Source organism: Pseudoalteromonas sp. ABE4_541, from assembly GCF_056312285.1.
In genome coordinates this window covers 122,031-139,949 of sequence record NZ_JBSVEM010000014.1, presented here as the reverse complement: position 1 = coordinate 139,949, position 17,919 = coordinate 122,031, and the positions used below count along the sequence as shown (strand labels likewise).

The 17,919-nt window shown below is 40.7% G+C and carries 14 protein-coding genes and 1 pseudogene; 5 read left to right on the top strand and 10 right to left on the bottom strand.

Going from position 1 to position 17,919, the window contains the following annotated elements:
* Window positions 1–190: 190 nt before the first annotated feature.
* From ACW689_RS14480 to ybaK, 5 genes and pseudogenes are all read right to left on the bottom strand, one after another.
* The gene (locus ACW689_RS14480; protein ID WP_476292574.1) at window positions 191–1,093 is read right to left on the bottom strand and encodes a hypothetical protein; all 903 of its coding nucleotides are present in this window, start codon (window positions 1,091–1,093) and stop codon (window positions 191–193) included.
* A gap of 237 nt (window positions 1,094–1,330) precedes the next feature.
* Window positions 1,331–2,167 carry an ion transporter gene (locus ACW689_RS14475; RefSeq protein ID WP_476292572.1) on the bottom strand — a complete coding sequence of 279 codons (837 nt, stop codon included), beginning with the start codon at window positions 2,165–2,167 and terminating at the stop codon, window positions 1,331–1,333.
* A 205-nt stretch (window positions 2,168–2,372) separates the two neighbouring features.
* Window positions 2,373–2,456: pseudogene (locus ACW689_RS14470) on the bottom strand (transposase); the annotation flags it as partial.
* Window positions 2,457–2,856: 400 nt separating this feature from the next.
* Complete coding sequence (locus ACW689_RS14465) at window positions 2,857–4,329, bottom strand: hypothetical protein (RefSeq protein ID WP_476292570.1); 1,473 nt, start codon at window positions 4,327–4,329, stop codon at window positions 2,857–2,859.
* Between the two features lie 441 nt (window positions 4,330–4,770).
* Window positions 4,771–5,229, bottom strand: a complete 459-nt coding sequence (gene ybaK, locus ACW689_RS14460) for a Cys-tRNA(Pro) deacylase (protein ID WP_476292568.1) — start codon at window positions 5,227–5,229, stop codon at window positions 4,771–4,773.
* Window positions 5,230–5,332: 103 nt separating this feature from the next.
* Here ybaK and ACW689_RS14455 point away from each other — a divergent pair, with 103 nt between their 5' ends.
* Window positions 5,333–5,554 carry a hypothetical protein gene (locus ACW689_RS14455; protein WP_476292566.1) on the top strand — a complete coding sequence of 74 codons (222 nt, stop codon included), beginning with the start codon at window positions 5,333–5,335 and terminating at the stop codon, window positions 5,552–5,554.
* Between the two features lie 58 nt (window positions 5,555–5,612).
* On the opposite strand, the gene dnaJ is transcribed toward ACW689_RS14455, so the two are convergent.
* Complete coding sequence (dnaJ, locus tag ACW689_RS14450; RefSeq protein ID WP_476292564.1) at window positions 5,613–6,746, bottom strand: molecular chaperone DnaJ; 1,134 nt, start codon at window positions 6,744–6,746, stop codon at window positions 5,613–5,615.
* Window positions 6,747–6,876: 130 nt separating this feature from the next.
* Window positions 6,877–8,802: a molecular chaperone DnaK gene (dnaK, locus tag ACW689_RS14445; protein WP_476292562.1), complete on the bottom strand. Its 1,926-nt coding sequence runs from the start codon at window positions 8,800–8,802 to the stop codon at window positions 6,877–6,879.
* Window positions 8,803–9,044: 242 nt separating this feature from the next.
* Between dnaK and ACW689_RS14440 the strand changes: the two genes are divergently transcribed.
* Entirely contained in the window at window positions 9,045–9,836 is a 792-nt protein-coding gene (locus tag ACW689_RS14440; RefSeq protein WP_476292559.1) for an acyl-CoA thioesterase, read from the top strand.
* Here the strand turns inward: ACW689_RS14440 and ACW689_RS14435 are convergent.
* Window positions 9,825–10,592, bottom strand: a complete 768-nt coding sequence (locus tag ACW689_RS14435; RefSeq protein WP_476292557.1) for a substrate-binding periplasmic protein — start codon at window positions 10,590–10,592, stop codon at window positions 9,825–9,827. The two genes, ACW689_RS14440 and ACW689_RS14435, sit on opposite strands and share 12 nt — an antisense overlap.
* 199 nt (window positions 10,593–10,791) lie before the next feature.
* Here ACW689_RS14435 and ACW689_RS14430 point away from each other — a divergent pair, with 199 nt between their 5' ends.
* Genes ACW689_RS14430 through ACW689_RS14420 form a run of 3 tightly spaced genes read left to right on the top strand, consistent with a single transcriptional unit; the run spans window position 10,792 to window position 14,250 of the window.
* A complete protein-coding gene (locus ACW689_RS14430) occupies window positions 10,792–12,000 on the top strand; it encodes a PqiA/YebS family transporter subunit (protein WP_476292555.1) in 1,209 nt (402 codons plus the stop codon).
* Complete coding sequence (gene pqiB / locus ACW689_RS14425; RefSeq protein WP_476292553.1) at window positions 11,993–13,648, top strand: intermembrane transport protein PqiB; 1,656 nt, start codon at window positions 11,993–11,995, stop codon at window positions 13,646–13,648. The genes ACW689_RS14430 and pqiB overlap by 8 nt, the downstream gene beginning before the upstream one ends.
* The gene (locus ACW689_RS14420) at window positions 13,648–14,250 is read left to right on the top strand and encodes a PqiC family protein (RefSeq protein ID WP_476292551.1); all 603 of its coding nucleotides are present in this window, start codon (window positions 13,648–13,650) and stop codon (window positions 14,248–14,250) included. The genes pqiB and ACW689_RS14420 overlap by 1 nt, the downstream gene beginning before the upstream one ends.
* Window positions 14,251–14,437: 187 nt before the next feature.
* On the opposite strand, the gene ACW689_RS14415 is transcribed toward ACW689_RS14420, so the two are convergent.
* Both ACW689_RS14415 and ACW689_RS14410 read right to left on the bottom strand, forming a co-directional pair.
* Complete coding sequence (locus tag ACW689_RS14415; protein WP_476292549.1) at window positions 14,438–14,944, bottom strand: GNAT family N-acetyltransferase; 507 nt, start codon at window positions 14,942–14,944, stop codon at window positions 14,438–14,440.
* Between the two features lie 54 nt (window positions 14,945–14,998).
* Window positions 14,999–17,881 (bottom strand): insulinase family protein, encoded by a 2,883-nt coding sequence (locus ACW689_RS14410; RefSeq protein WP_476292547.1) that lies wholly within the window; start codon window positions 17,879–17,881, stop codon window positions 14,999–15,001.
* Window positions 17,882–17,919 lie beyond the last annotated feature (38 nt).

Genomic DNA, 17,919 nt, shown 5'->3' with positions numbered 1-17,919 from the left:
ATGAAAGTCTCGGTGATCTGCCGCCAGCAGCTTACCGGGCAAAGTTAGAAAACTCTAGTTTACAGGTGTCTCACTGACGGGGAAGTGGACAACACCAAATGCAAAAATCAAGTTTACAAAAAACACAAATAGCAAAAGTATTATGGAAAGTGGGTGATTCACTAAAAAATACATACTTAAATCCTTATAATTAACAATTGCTTATCACGCAAACATGTCGTCCCGTCCCCACTCTGAAACATCGAGTAGAATAACTACGGCAAAATTCGATTTTTCCTTCGAAATCAACACCAAAAGTTTGGCCATATTTTTTAAAACCATCAATACCTCTTATCGTACCGAAATTATAATCCCCTCTAAATTGTTCCCTTTCTTGAGGAATATTGTTTCCATTACAATCAAATGCTGAGCCATTTACTACTTTGAAAGTACTACCCGAGGGGTTCGCCACTACTTTTAACGTGCCTCCACTTGGAAAGTAAATCGTTTGAGGCACGGATAAAAAAGAAGTCTCAACAGTTATTGCGCCTATATTCACACTTGCGAAACTAACAAAGCTGTTCCACTTATTTATAGCTGCTTGACCTGTCGGGTAAAACTGAAGCATTTTATTAAATATAGAACTCCTAATTGACGAATTAGAAAGAAATTCATAAGGATTCATATCACTATCTTGGCAAGATTCAATTGCCGGATAGATGGATAAATTAGGCTTTACTGGAGAAACTGAGTCACTTGAAAGATCGTTGATGAAGTCTGTCAATAGCGTTGTATTCCTGCTTATGTCATCGACGAACGCCTCTCGGCTTTCAAAAAATGCATTCGCCTTACCACGTTCTTCAAGAGTAACTTCTTCTGGGAACGGAACTCCCTCAATAAAGTCCCCATTTCTCACGCCTATGATTTTATATTTAACCAGTACTTTGTTTCTTACATCTAACACATAAACCTTCTTCCCAATCCCGCTAGATCCTACTTGTGCCTGATTAATGTAGCCTCCGTTACATTCGGTGCAAACTTTAAGGTAGTTCGCAAACGTAGAGAAAGACGAAACAAGCAATAGTACGAACATTAGTGAGTTAATATGTCTCATTGTAATAATCCTTTATTAATTGAAATATAATTACCTTTGGTAAAAAACAACCGTTCAGAGTATCAATAAACGCTGATGACTACGTCAGCAGTAAAAACATAACAATATGAAACATTGAACTATCAATAAATTTACAATCACACCGCTCCCTCTTACAATATGCAGGATTGCAGAGTTACCTTACAAAAATAGCAATTTTATTTACCCCATATAATGTAGCTCTAAATCTATTTCTGCCTAAGACGCACGCTCCTTATCTGTTGCCTTAGCCGTATTGTTTTGCTGCGCTAGAATAAGCGTTTTTAACTCTCTAATCTCATTCTGTAAGCTTTCTATCGTCGGTTTATGCTGTTTGCTTTCTTTTTCTTCGCGAAGCTTGGCGTGCTCGTCTTCCATCACACTCACCACGATCCCAATCACCATATTTAAAAACGCGAATGCCGTGAAAAATATAAACGTTAAATAGAAAATCCAAGAAAATGGATACACTTCCATAGTCTCGTACTGAACGTCGGTCCAGTCTTCAAACGTCATGATCCTAAAGAGAGTTAGCATTGATATAGCAATATCTCCCCACAATTTAGGATTAATATCTTTGAAGATATAGCTACCGACAGCCGCGTAAATGTAGAAAATGATAAACATCAACAAAACCACGTAACCGAGTTGCGGCAACGCTTTTATTAGTGAATTAATCAGCACGCGTAGCTCAGGGACAACCGAGACCATCCTAAGCACCCTAAACACCCTGACTAGGCGTGCCAATAAAGCCATTTCACTGTCATTGATAGGTATTAAACTGATCACAACTACCAGCGTATCAAACACATTCCAGCCATTTTTAAAAAAGTGCTTTTTGTTATCGTCGGCTATAAATCGAATCGCAATTTCAAATAAGAAAAACAAGGTAATGAACACGTCTAAAACATGCGTAACCGATACCGCACTGCTAGACAGCGGAAAGGTTTTAGCACCTATTTCCAACGCTGAAATAATGATCACCGCGACAACAGAAAGCTCAAATACCTTGTTGTTTTTTAGCGCGTTTAGTTTAAGTCTGATATTTTCGTACATATGCACCAATGGTTAAATTGTCTAAGAGTAACTGAAAATTGGTGCGATTATATCCTAGTTTTTCGCAAACTAGAGAGAGGATTTGTTGCAAAATGTGCCAAAAATTTTGGTGCTACAACAAGCATTTCAGTAAGTAATGGCTCTAAAAACTCACTTTGCCTATTTCGTTGTTAGTGAGAGGCCCGTATATAGTGGCACTGCACTAAAATGCACGCCTCACACAGCGTGAAGCACAATGATAATATCGAGTATCCGACAAACTGATTTGCCGCTTCCTTGCTAATCCCATCGTTCACTCCTTGAACTTAGAATTTGAAATGGTTTTGAAGAATCTAAAGCTTAAACAAAACACTCAAGGTTTCATACTTGAGCAACTTGAGTGCCTGTCCATTTAGTTGTTATTACGCATAAAAAACAGAATAGATCAATTACTCTATCCAGTTTTTTAACGATTTTTTTACTGCGACTTTATTCCATTAAGGATAACTGTTGACAAATTAGAGGCTTACACGTGTACGCTGAAATATTGAAAAGCCTAAGATCTACCTCACTTTTAGGTTTAATTTTTATTTAAATCCAAAGACCCTATGGTTTTGTGTCGACAAATATCTATGTCAAAAGCAGCAAAGATGAGCATGCCTTAAAAAGCACACTTCAAAAACCAACCGTATAGAAGGGAAGAACAAGTTTTACTCTTCTTCTGAGCGAAACTTGTTGCTCTGCGCTGTCAATTGCTCTTCCAGCAATTTAATATCATCTTTAGCGGCAACATAGCTGGTTTTGCGCGGCATAAACGTAATTGTTCCACTATATTCCTGAGTTTTTACTTCGTTTTCGGCAACTTGTTCTTTGTTCCAACTCATATACCAATTCATATTGATATTTTCTTCAGTACAAGGGATGTCTGAAAGTAAATCCCCTGATGTTGAAAACTCCGCCATTACGGATTTAGCTTCATCTTTTCTAGCTAAGCTAGCAAGTGATTTTAGTGAAGCTTCAAAAGGCATCATGGCTGTATTTTGATCTTTAGTGCCTAGTACTAAATTAAATGGCGTAGTTTCCCCGCCTAAAGAATCTGCTCGTATATGCAACCATTCCCATGCACGTCCACCATCTATGCCTAAATATTTAGCCAATTGGTTCGCACTGGTTCTTCCCATTGCAGCAGATTGGCCACTTCCTCTGCCATTTCTTACCTTAAGGCCATGCTCATTCACAGCCCCACTTGTACGATCTTTGCCTACAGCTTTTACTGTGTCTAGGTATCTGGCGTATTGGTCATGCGAGAGGATATCGAGTTCACTCACCTTTTTGCCAGAGACAGTATCTTCCGGAATATCATATTTGCTAGGCTTTTCTCCAAACCCTTTACCAAAGGACGTTCCCATGTAATGATCAACTGCAACAGGCTCTTCAAAGCCCTCTCTGTAATTTACTATGCCAACTCCAATACCTGTAGAGCCGAAAACTTCGTTACCACCGGCTTTAGCGCTGCTGCTTAAATCTCCATGAGCACGGCTTTGTGCCGTTACTTTAACTGGGCTGCTGGTAACAAAGTTCGCTTTCCAGTAGTTGCTCGCGACAGTTAAACTCACTTGTAACTGCTCTTCTAAGCCTTTATAGATTTCTAAGCCAAGCCCTTCTGGATCATAAGGAGTTTGATTTATTTTTTTTATCGCATTGCCTTGCCATACATAGAACAGTCCTTGCCCATTAATTACTGTTGAGCAAGCATCTAAATAGGCCATGTCTTTATGGCCTTCTAATGCGTCATCATTATCATTATTAAAGTTATCAAAGTCCTGCTTAATATCAGTTGTAGCTAAAGCTTGTAACCCTAAATATAAATTTGCATACCTATCCACATCCTCCCTAGCTTGTTCTAAACTTCTGTTATAAAGCTTTAATTGAGCGGATGGGATCTCATAGTTTTGGTCCTTTACCGGGTAATGCTGTTTTTTAAATGCATCAATTAAGGGCGCTTTAATATCATTAATAAAAGTATTGTTATTGATAGTTTGTGGGTCACTAACTTGCAGATTCCGCCATTTATCTAGTGTTTGAATTTGCTCATCACGCTTTTCTTGCCACGTTTTAGTTCGCGGAATTTGATACTCCTCTTCACTGTCACTGGAATCATTTTGCATTGTTGTTGAGTACATACAATCACCTTATAAATCGATAAATAACTTATCAAATAAACAATAATTGCCAACAGCCATGGAACTGAGTTTCGCTTTAGCTCCACTTGTTCGTTACGTTGGACAGTTATATCTGCAGACGTACTTTAAGGTGTTATGTGAAAGTAAAACTTGGTCATTGCTCGCAATTGTTTTTCTATAAACCCGAATGAATGTAGTATCAAATTAGTCTTCATTTTTTGTCAAAGGAATAACAATGTTAATTAGAGCCACGTTTATTTTGCTTATCACGCTTGTGTGCGCACATGCTTTTGCGAAAAGTCAAGTATGTAGTGGTCAATACTTTTTGGCCACCTCGTTGTAAGTTTCCCAGTATTGCTTTCTTGAATAGTCGCTGAGCGACCATTGTTATGCTGACAGCCCGTTACCCTACTCCAAACAGTTCATATGAACTGATCCCATCTAAAAATGAGCAACCACAGCATTACACAAACGAATGCAATCACTGGGTGCGACGGCAACTTCCAACCCCCTTTTTCCAGCACTTACGTAAATTTTCTCAAACCCTTGTGCATCACTATGTAGCAAGGTATTTAAGCGCTTTTTTTGAGCAAACGGGCTAATGCCACCAATTAAATAACCTGTACTGGTTTGTGCTTTTTTGGCATCTGCTAACGTGGCTTTTTTACCTTTGCAGGCCTTTGCAAAGGCTTTTAAATCGACCTGTCTTGTTGCGGGTAACACGGCAACATTCAGCACACCATCGACTTCAACTAACAAGGTTTTAAATACTTGCTCTGCTTTTAGGTCAAGCTTTTGGGCTGCCTCATCCGCAAAATTTTGCGCATTTGGGTCGTGGTCGAACTTTAAAATCTCAAATTGGACTTTCTGTTTTTCAAGCAATTTAATGGCCGGTGTCATGAATTATTCCTTTTTCAATACTAAACCAAAATACCGTAAGTTCGACAAACGTCAACTCTCAACTACAGTTTTATATGTCACTTGAATTGAAAAGGTGTGCGGTATGGCAACAAATGCACGACCTTTCATACTCATGGTGGTTGTCGTATTGGCATTGCTAAACTTTATGCATAGCGAATACGAAGCGTGGCATGATTCGCTAACATGTAACGCAAAATGTGAACTACTCGGCTGTAAAACAGGGCAGTTATTATTGGGCCAAAATAACCAAACAATTGCCTGTACGTGTGAAAGTAAACATGATTATTTAATGCCGCTGAACTGAGTGGCAAAAACTAAAACGGCGCAAAGTATGCGCCGTTTTTATGTTCAGTAAATTAACCTTACTTGGTTAAATCATCAAAGAACTTTTTCACACCGTCAAAAAAACCTTGCGCTTTAGGGCGATTTTTACTGTTTTCTCCCCCCATGCTTTCTTCAAACTCTTTAAGCAGTTCTTTTTGACGCTCGTTCAAGTTCACAGGTGTTTCTAGTACCACCTTACAGATCAAGTCGCCAACGGCGCCACTGCGCACAGACTTTACGCCTTTTCCACGCATGCGGAACATCTTACCAGTTTGGCTCTCTGCTGGGATCTTCAAGTTTGCACGGCCATCTAAAGTCGGCACTTCAATTTCACCACCTAAGGCCGCTGTACTGAAGCTAATTGGTACTTCACAGTAAAGGTTATTGCCGTCGCGAGTGAAAATTGGATGTTCACGTACAGAGACTTGAACATATAAATCTCCAGCTGGTGCACCATGTGCGCCCGCTTCCCCTTCTCCAGATAAGCGAATGCGGTCACCTGTATCAACCCCTGCAGGGATCTTCACAGATAATGTCTTCGTCTTCTCTACACGGCCCTGACCGTGACACTTGTTACAAGGGTCTGAAATAATTGAACCTGTACCCTGACACGTTGGACAAGTTTGCTGCACTGCAAAGAAACCCTGACGCATTTGAACTTGACCCGCACCATGACAGGTTGTACACGTTTTTGGCTTAGATCCCGCTTTTGCGCCACTGCCATCACATGGGCTACAACTCACCCAAGTTGGTACTTTAATCTCAACTTCTTTACCACGAACCGCCTCTTCCAGCGTTAAGTCCATATTGTAACGAAGATCGGCACCACGCTGTTGGCGAGATTGACGACGGCCACCGCCACCAAAAATATCACCGAATACGTCACCAAAAATATCGCCAAAGTCACCTTGACCGCCGCCGAAACCACCGTGGCCACCACCATTTTGATCAAAGGCTGCATGGCCGTATTGGTCATACATCTGACGCTTTTGGCTATCAGTTAGTACTTCGTAAGCTTCTTTTACTTCTTTAAACTTAGCTTCTAAATCCGCATCGCCCGCCGTACGGTCTGGGTGAAACTTCATTGCCAAGCGTTTGTACGCTTTTTTTATGTCACGTTCGCTGGCATCTTTGCTAACGCCTAGTACTTCGTAATAATCACGTTTTGACATAGTTATCACATTACTCTAGTTAGTATGACGGGCTTCAGCCCATCAATAGGCTAAACAAACGTTAGCCAAAATTTACATACACTAAGGGCGCGTCAAGCGAAATCGCCAGCGCGCCCTTACAAGTCAACAATTACTTATTGTCGTCTTTAACTTCTTCAAACTCAGCGTCAACAACATCGTCGTCTTGCTTAGCAGAACCTTGCTGGGCACCTGCATCAGGGCCGGCTTGACCTGCCTGAGCTTTAGCTTGTGCAATTTCCATTAGCTTTTGCGATTTCTCAGCTAATGCTTGTACTTTAGCGTCGATTTCTTCTTTGCTGTCGCCTTTGATAGCCGTTTCAAGCTCGCTTAGTGCTGCTTCAATCGCTTCTTTGTCTTCAGCTGGAAGTGCTTCGCCCGCGTCTTCGATTTGCTTACGCGTACCGTGAACCATTGCGTCAGCTTGGTTACGTGAAGATACTAGCTCTTCGAACTTCTTATCTTCTTCTGCGTTTGCTTCTGCATCACGTACCATTTTCTCTACTTCGTCATCGCTTAGACCTGAAGAAGCTTGGATTGTGATCTTCTGTTCTTTACCTGTGTCTTTGTCTTTTGCAGATACGTGTAAGATACCATCCGCGTCAACATCAAAAGTTACTTCGATTTGTGGTACACCACGCTGCGCAGGGCGAATACCTTCTAGGTTAAATTGACCTAGAGATTTGTTGTCGCTTGAACGCTTACGTTCACCTTGTAGTACGTGAATTGTTACTGCAGACTGGTTATCTTCAGCTGTTGAGAATGTTTGCGACTTCTTAGTTGGGATAGTCGTGTTTTTCTCAATCAATGCAGTCATCACTTGGCCCATTGTCTCAATACCAAGAGATAAAGGACATACGTCAAGTAGTAGAACGTCTTTCACGTCACCAGCTAGTACACCACCTTGAACCGCTGCACCTACTGCAACTGCTTCATCAGGGTTTACGTCTTTACGTGGCTCTTTACCGAAGAAGTCAGCAACAGTCTTCTGTACTAATGGCATACGAGTTTGACCACCAACTAGGATGATGTCGTTTACATCACCTACTGACAAGTCAGCATCAGCAAGCGCACGCTTTAATGGCTCGATTGACTGAGTTACTAGGTCTTCTACTAAAGACTCAAGCTTCGCACGAGTTAGCTTAACGTTCATGTGCTTAGGACCCGTTGCATCAGCAGTTACATAAGGTAGGTTAACCTCTGTTTGCTGTGCTGAAGAAAGCTCAATTTTCGCTTTTTCAGCTGCTTCTTTAACACGCTGCATTGCTAGCGGGTCAGTTTTAAGGTCAATACCTTGGTCTTTTTTGAATTCTTCTACTAGGTAGTTGATAACACGGTTATCAAAGTCTTCACCACCTAAGTGAGTGTCACCGTTAGTAGCTAGTACTTCAAATGTGTGCTCGCCATCAACTTCATCGATTTCGATGATTGAAATATCAAATGTACCACCACCTAAGTCGTATACTGCAACAACGTTATCGCCTTGCTTTTTGTCCATGCCGTATGCAAGAGCAGCCGCTGTAGGCTCATTGATGATACGCTTAACTTCTAGACCCGCGATACGACCTGCATCTTTAGTTGCTTGACGTTGTGAATCGTTGAAGTATGCAGGTACTGTGATAACCGCTTCAGTTACTTCTTCACCTAAGAAGTCTTCAGCTGTTTTCTTCATCTTTTTCAGTACTTCTGCTGAAATTTGTGGTGCAGCACGTTTTTCACCACGTACTTCTACCCATGCATCGCCATTGTCTGCTTTAACAATTTGGAAAGGCATGATGCTGATATCACGTTGTACTTCTTCGTCTTCAAAGCGACGACCAATCAAACGCTTAATCGCAAATAATGTATTTTGTGGGTTTGTTACCGCTTGGCGCTTAGCTGGCTGACCTACTAGCGTTTCACCTTCTGCTGTGTATGCAATGATTGAAGGGGTTGTACGATCGCCCTCTGCGTTTTCGATAACGCGTGCTTTCTCACCATCTAGTACCGCTACACAAGAGTTAGTAGTACCTAAATCGATTCCAATAATTTTACCCATGAATCTTCTCCGACTTCAAAATTCGTTGTTCTGTTAGATGCTTTGTAAATAGGGGCAAGAAAATCGAATTCAAGCGTATTTATAAAAAAAAATTCATTTTTTTTGTTTTTATTTCAAAATGGGCTGTTTTCATCCAAAACAAGGACATTGATTGCACAAAATGAAAACACCACAAACTGGTCTGACCTCAAAGCTTGTGTTATAACTTTCAACAATAATAACGAAATAAATAAGAATCGATTATGCATTTTGAACAACTATTGGCCCAAGCTGCTGAGCTTGGTGAAGGCACAATGCAGTTTCCTGCAAACTGGTGTCAAGGAAGAACCGCATTTGGTGGACTCTCAACCGCATTGATGTATCAAGCAATCAGACAACACGTTTCTGGTGAGCGACGTATTTTATCTTTGAGTACAAATTTCGTCGCCCCGCTACTTGCCGAACAAGACTTTCAAATCAAAATTGAAATACTACGAGAAGGCAAAAATAGTAGTCAGGTTATGGCACGTATTGTACAAAACCAACAGGTGTGCGTTATCACTCAAGCATGCTTTGGGGCAAAACGCGCTTCGAACGTTCATGTCGAAGTTGCAAAAGAAATGACACTTTCACCTGTAAATGAGCAATATCAATTGCCATATCAAAAAGGCGTGATGCCAGAATTTTTTCAACATGTTGCATTATGTCCACAACAAGGCGCATTGCCTTTTTCTGGTGCTGATACATCACATCTGGGTGGTTGGATGCGTTTCAAAGAAGAACAGCAGCAAATGAACGAAGCACATATCATCGCCCTAACGGATGCTTGGCCGCCAACATTGTTACAAATGTACAAACAACCTGCGCCTGCAAGTAGTATGTCTTGGTATTTAGAATTTGTGCAAGACCCCGACCTAAAAGCGCAGGATTGGCTTGGCTTTGAAGCTGAGACACATTATTGTAAAGATGGTTACGGTATAGAAGACGGCACTATCTGGAGCAGTGATGGCAAACTTCTAGCACTGACCAGACAAACCGTCGCACTATTTGACTAAATCGTCACTTACGCCTGCGGCATACTCCATGCCATCAAGCTTCATGATGGCATGGTACTGACCATTATCAACAATTTGTTGTAAACCTGCATTAAATGCATCACGTAAACTCTCACTTTTAAAAAAGCCCGGTCTTGGCGCATGCGCAAAAATAGCGTGAACTCTAAATGGTTGTATGGGGTTGTTCTGTGCGTACTGGTTCAAGTAGTAAATAAATATACGCCGCTCTAACACGATGACATCAACCCAGCCTTTCATCAAATTAGTAATTTGTGCTTCTTGATTAACCACCTCGTCATAAGCAAGCAAATTATCAACCACTGCCTTGTAAGGCTTTTCTAAATATGCGGTTGCGTGCTGAAAAGCAACAATACTTTTTCCCTGTAAATCGTAAATAGTGTCGATGTGGAAGCTTCTGGAAGCAAGCGACACAGCCACATTTTGATAACTCAACAAGCTATCGCTCTTATAAACCTTCGGGTGTTCATGATGTGGAAAGTTTAAAGCGACGTCGACTTTACCCGACAACAACTCTTGCTCCGCCCGCAAATTAGACATATATCGCACTTCGATATTTGAAAGTCCCTGCTGATTAAACGCAGCTTTTAAAATTTCCAACTGAATTCCGCTATCATCGCTTGGGATAACGTAAGGTGGTAAAGACGCATTGGCGGCGACGATCACTTTTCTTTCGTTTGCAATAGCTTGGGTGCAAGAAGTGAGCAATATTAAAATCAGGCCTATTAAATACCTCAAAGTATCTCCTTATTCGTGCACTTACGAATACTCATAATACTCTAATAATGCTAGCTGATCCTGCATCAACCATCACTGAAATTGGGGATCATTTTTACAATTAAATTTACGTAAGTCCCTTGCCCAGTTGATCAAAAATTTGCACTCAAGGTATTATTGCCGCACACTAAATTGAATTTAAAGTTGATAAGTAATTAATGTGATCCTTGCGTGTAAACATTGTGACAGACTAATTAATGTTGGACATGTCGGACAGCAGCAAAGAGCTGTTTGCCCAGTCTGCCGCTCACACTTAATAAGTTGTAAAAGTGAACAACAGCAATGGTTGAATGCTTTTAGCATAGCGTCTCTATTATTTTTATTCTCGAGTCTATACCCAACGTTTATCTCCTTCGCCCAACGCGGATTAAATCAACAAATAAGCCTATGGGATGCTGCAATATTACTCGGTGAAAAATATAGTACGGCACTGGCTGTAGTATTCATATTTACTATTTTGCTCATGCCTCTATTAGTCTGTTGTTTAGTGTTATTAACTAACAGTACCTTGTGGGGTCAACTTAACCCCCACAACGCTCGCAGGATCGCGAAAGCACTGAGCTATATTACGCCTTTAAACTTAGCCGATATCTTTTTGGTTGCGGTATTAGTTAGCACCTTCAAACTCATGTCATATGCTGAACTCACATTAGGGTATGGCTTTTGGGCCTATGTATTGTTTGTATTTTGCTTTGTTGAATTACTGACTTTGATTGACGCCAACGAGCTTTGGCAACGCCAACAAAAACAATTTGAGCCAAAGCCACTACAGTGCGGTAAAAGCGCGTTGTCTCAATCTTTAAAGCAATGCAATGTGTGCGGCCAATTAACTGCGCATAACCATTGCCCACGTTGTTACGCTAAAACTTATTTTAGAAAACCACAAGCAAACGCACGCGCGTTCGCATGGATGCTTACTTCTCTTGTACTGATGCTACCAGCCAACCTACTGCCAATTATGAATACTATTAACTTAGGACAAAGTACGTTGGCAACGGTATTCTCTGGCATTGTCATTATGTGGCGCGATGGCTCCTACCCTATCGCTATCATTATTTTCGTTGCCAGTATTTGTATTCCACTATTCAAGGCAATGGCTTTGTTTTATCTTCTTTTTGAAGCAAAAATGTGTAATAACCCAAAACGAGCAAGTCAGTTATATCGTTGGCTTGAGTGGATGGGAAAATGGTCGATGATAGATGTATTTGTAGTTATCATATTGGTTTCTTTAGTGCAGCTCGGCTCCGTATTAACAGTAGAGCCACAGATTGGCATCGTATTTTTTGCGGTCATGGTATTGTGTCAAATGATGGCAGTACATAGCTTTGACCCTCGTATTTTATGGGATAAATTAAAAACCAATGAATGAGCATGCTTACATAGAATCAAAGCCGAAGTTTTCAGTGATTTGGTTTATACCTATCATAGCCTTGTTTGTAACGGCCTGGATGCTATATCAACACCAATTAAACCAAGGGCAAACCATTTTCGTAAAGATGACTAATGCTGATGGTATTGTCGCTGGCAAAACAGAAGTACGTGTTCGCAGTGTAAAAATAGGCACGATTCAGTCACTAAGGCTACAAATGGACCAAAATGCTGTTATCGCGAAAGTTCAAATCGACAGTATATACGCTTCTTTATTAACTGAAGATGCAAAAATTTGGATAGTGAAACCAAGAATTGATGAATCTGGTATCTCGGGAATGAATACATTACTCTCTGGCGTCTATCTTGAGTTAGAGCCCGGCAGCAGCAAAGTAAACTCCACCTTATTTACACTCCAAGATGAACCTGCTCTAATCGGCTCAGATATTCAAGGAACAAGATACAAACTTAAATCAAGCCATGCTGAGGTACTGGATGTAGGCACTAGTATCTACTTCAGAAACTTTAAGATTGGTCAAATTGAAGCGACAAGTTTTAACACCGAAAGCTTAGCCATGGAATATGGCATTTTTATCTTTTCTCCATACGATAACCTTATTTCCGATAATATGATCTTTTGGGTCTCTTCGGGTGTTGCCATTAATCTTTCAACAGAAGGGATCCAAGTTTCAACAGGCAGTTTATCTAAACTTATTAAAGGTGGCATTTCTGTAGACTATCCACCTAATCAACAAGCAAGTACCATAGCACCTGAAAATAATGCCTTCACACTGCATGAAAACTTTTCTGTTGCGTTGGAGCAGCGCTTTGACGACTTCGATTTCTATCTTATTGAATTTGAGCAATCAATCAGAGGCCTGCGACCTGGAGCCCCTGTTGAATATCGGGGTATGCGCATTGGCACAGTTGAACAAGCCCCAGCACAGTTAGAACGCGATGGCCAACCTCTCTACTTTCAACAAGGCAATACCTCTGTTCCTGTTTTGATCCGCATTGAATATGGGCGGTTATTTGAGCAAAACGACGTAGCAAAACGTTACTGGCAAGAAAATATAGAACAATGGATTAGAAATGGATTGAGGGCATCATTAAAAAGTGGCAATATGTTAACCGGTGCGGTGTATGTAGAGCTAAACTTCTACCCAGATGCGCCAACAGCAAGTGTAGTAACGTCTTCGGTATACCCAGTACTTCCAAGTGTATCAAGTGGGTTTACCGCGTTATCAGAGCAAGTCACAAAATTGTTAAATACTTTGAATGATTTGCCCATAAACCGAACGTTACTGCAACTAGACGGAACCTTAAACGAATACAGGCAACTTGCGATGGAAATGAAGCAATTAATCAGCACATTTAATCAACAAGGCACGGCCGAAAAAGTGAATGAAAATTTAGACAATATTAGTAGCACGCTCACGCAATTAACCTCGAGTTTAAAACAGTTTGAGCGAACGTTGACTCACTATCAACAAGACTCTACGATGGTTGAACAACTAACGGATACTTTAGAAGAATTAGAAAGCTTATCTAATACCCTAAAACCATTTGCCAAAGGTTTAAATGAACAGCCAAATATGTTGATATTCAACAAGCAAACGGTCAACGATCCGGAACCTAGGAAAAAATAATGCGTGCTATTATTGTCAGCTTATTACTCAGTCTTCTGTTTGGTTGCAGTCATAGCGTCAATACCCCAAATACTTACTTTAGTTTTGCCGCGGTGCAAGACCTTGGCACTAGTTTAAGTAAGAACTCGCATAGCACCGTTTTAAAAGTTCATGCAGTAAAACTCTCGGGGATTGCCGATCAGCAGGCAATTGTACAAATATTGCCAAACCATGAGATCTCTGTTGCTCAGCACCATTTTTGGGCTGAGCACCCTAGCAATATGCTGAGTAAAACTTTACAAAACACGTTAGCCAAACAAATGCCGAACTGGCAAGTGATGAGCAGTAGCGTTCCAACTGACGATGCAAATACGATTTACCTCATGATTGAAGTAAACGAATTTGCCGGCCATTACGAGGCTGGCTCATTGCTTAATGGCAATTGGTATCTTTACAAAAAAAGTAAAACCGCTAATCAGTTGCTGGCCCACCGCACATTTAGCTTAAACGAAGAGTTGAGCCAAGATGGTTTTGCTAGCCTAGTACAAGCGTTGGAACGCTCATGGCTCAAAGTAGCAAGTCAGATCACCGAACAACTCGAAGTTATTTCGAATAATAACTAGAACCAATTTAAAGCAAAGAAAATCTGATGGATAGCACTGCACCCGCGTTCAGCTATTGCCTTACCGACATGCAGGCAAGGCAATAATTTCGTGATTTAGTTGTTCTAAATGAGCAGTTATTTAACAGCTGGCGTCAGGGTTAATTTCTCAAGCAATTGGGTGTTGCTGTTATTGGTATTTGTCGTAACTATAAGCTAATGGCATAGAGGTTTGATGTTGAGTCAGTTTGTTCAAGCTGAATCATTTTTTCAAATTTAAACCCACATTTTATGAGTAACTTAATGCTGGTTTCATTGTGCGGTGATGTAATAGCCAGAACACGATTAAGCATCAGCTCACTTTTTGCGAAATCGAGCAATGCAGTTGCCGCTTCCGACGCATAACCTTTTCCAGTGTATTCATCTAAAAAAGCATAGCCGAGATCTGGTTCATCAAAAATTGGCCTCTGATAAAATCCAGCGACCCCAACTGTTGTACCATCTCTTAAAGTTACAATAAAAGGCGCCTTTAGGCCTTCTTGATAGGGCGTAAAAAAGGCACCTAGAATGTATTTGTGTGCGTCAGCTAAGCTGTAAACTTGTTTATCAGCAATGTTATTAATAAAGCTTGCTTGATTGAGTAATTTCAATATAAACGCGTCATCCGTAAGCGTTGCTTTGCGAATAAATAGGCGTTCTGTCGTTATTATTATCATTGTTATTCCATATAAAAAGGCCAGCAACTATTGAGTATACTGGCCAATTTTTACTTATTGCAACGAGATATGCTTATACAAGTCCTCAATTGAAGCCAACTTCGTTTGCTTCGGTAGTTGAGCAAATGGCTTGTCTTGGAATTTTTTACCTCGTAATTGAATATTGAGACGAGGCGCATCAGCATTCATCATGGTTTGTTGATAGTAGTCTTGTACATCAGCAAGTGTGATCTGCTCTACCGCCATGATTAATTTGCTCTTTGAATCGTATTGGTAGTTCTCTCTGTACCAGTCTGAAAGCAGCGGATAAACTTCATCGGCCAAATTCTTTGGCACTTCATTTAAAGAGATAAGCAAAGCATTCTTGAGTTGCTCAAATGTTTTGTTATCTAACTGACTGAGCTCTTTTGCATATTCTTCTTTATATTGGTCGAAGCGCATTTGCATTGACGCGACATCTTTCACGGGGGTTTGAATGTAAAACCCAATGGCAGAATAGTTATCGATACTTTGTGCTGTTGCACCAACCGCATACCCTAGCTGCTCTTCAGTACGCAGCGTATCAAAAATATGCGTACTCAAATGACTCACCAATACTTTGGCGGCAGCTTTTTGTTTATAACCTTGTTCTGGATGCACCACCATGTCGATTAAACCAACATCTGCAACATCACTATCCTGCTGCCAAACAAATGTTTCTTTGAGTTTTGGCTGCCAATAAGGTGTCTTAGCATACTCAGTCACCGTTCGTTTGCTTGGTAATGATTTTTTGACTACCTTAGCGACATTGCTCAAATCGGCTTTATCGTAGTTACCATAGCCAAATATACGCACCTGATTATTTGCCAATAGTTGAGATTGAATGCCGTTAAACTGCGCAAGCGTTAATTGCTGTGCAGCGTCGAGTAACGCAGACATATCAAAGCTACCAGCCCGAATTAACCTTTGATACTGACCAAATACTTGGTTTATTGGAAACTGTTTCGCTTCGTTTTTAAGTTGGCGACGATACCTATCTATAGCTTGTACAAACTCTTCTTGCGTCACATCAACTCTTAGCCCTGACATCGCTTGGGACAATAGTTGTGATTGTTTATCAGTAAAACCAGAAATAGTTAAGCTCAAGCCATTGCTTGGCGCAAGTGAAAGCGACATGCCAGCGACAGAAGCCTCAGTCAGTAACTTACTCTGTTTTATTGCGAATAAATCTGTCCATACAGCCAAAGCCACATCAGTCTGAATGTTACTTAAGGGCTCAGGAGAATTGATATAAATATTCAAGCTACCTTTAGGCTGATGCGCAAAAAGCGCACTTGATTTATGCCAAACTGCAACCCCCTCTTCTTGAAGTACCTTTTGTACTCCCTCTTTACTTTGTTCAGCTGTTGTCTTTAGCTCAAAGTGCTCAGGAAGCAGTCGATTTACGCTCGGAAGCTGTAATGCTAACTGACTTGGTGTTTTCCAACTGTCAATTTCACTTTTCGAAATGTCATCAACCTTGTATTTTCCATCATAAAAATGAAGTTGCGCGTCAGAGGGCTCTTCTTTGCTTATGTACCATACTCTTAGTCGCTCTGCATTTAACTGTTCTAACACTGAACTCACTTGAGTCGGATCAAACTTTGCGTAGTGGAAACCTGCATTAATCGCGTGGTTTACAGGGAACTTTTGCATGCTATCAGCGAGATTGCTGACATACCTAAATTCATCGCCTTTTTCTAAGAATTGAAATTGATTATTGAGTGAAGTGCGGATCTCATCGAAGTATTTACTATCGACGCCTTGTCGTTTGATAAGGTCAATATACTGCATGACTGTCGCAACAATCAGTTCACGGTTTTCCATTCCCTTATCGGTCAAATCAATATCAACGCTTAATGCGCCATAATTCCCGTATATATCAGGGCTTGAAGAAGCGGTTAATTGTGAGATCAAGCCTGCCTGTTTCAGCACTTGTGCTGGGCTGCCAGCCATTTCGTTGCTCAGTAAGTAAGTGACAAAATAGTTTGGCTTAACAGCAAACTGGTCGCGATTATTTTCAATTGTAAAGTCTAGCTTTAATTGCTTTACATCTTCATTTGGTACGTAGTGGATGCGCTTTTTACCAATTTTGCCAAAGTCTAACTGTGTCGTTACTTTGGGCTGTTCAATTTGTTTATTTTCAATACTTGCAAAATGCTTGTTGGCTTTCTTGGCCATTTCAACTAGAGGCTCGTTTGACAGCATTACAACTTTCATGATGTTCGCTGAATAATAGCGATTGTAGAAGTCGACAGTTTCCTGATGCAATTTGCTGCCTTCTTTATCCCCTAACGTTTCTAAATTCCCAGGCAAGAAACGATTTGCAGGGTGATCGCCCATTAAGTTTCGAGCTAATTTAAACTGGCCAAAAAAATCAAGTTCGCGGCGCATCGACCATTCTGCATTCACTGCGTTCTTTTCTTTATCTGTATACTCAGGATACAACTTTGGCGCTTTGAAAAAGTCTGAAAAACGGTCCAATGCTTCATCATAAGCGTTGTTATTCACTTTGAACATGTAGTTGGTAATATCAAGCCAAGTGTAGGCATTATGTGATCCACCATTTTGCGTCATAAAGTCTGAATATCCCTTGGTATCAGGAAAACGCTCAGTACCCAAAAACAGCATATGTTCGAGGTAATGCGCCATACCTTGTTGCGTCATGGGATCGTGTAACAAGCCAACGCCCACGCTTAAAGCGGCGGCTGACTTTTCAACGCTGGGATCAGACACCAAAATAACATCAATGCCATTTTCTAATGTCAGCGTTTGGTATTGGCGGTTATCATTTGGGCTGATAACTAATTTATCACTTAACAATGCTGAAGGTGCATTCTGTACAACTGTGTTAGACGTTGTCGTACAACCTGTCATCACCGAAAGGCTCAAAATACTCAGTGCAAAAAGCTTTTTCATGACTATATCCATTTGTTATTTTGCTTTACTGATAGTAA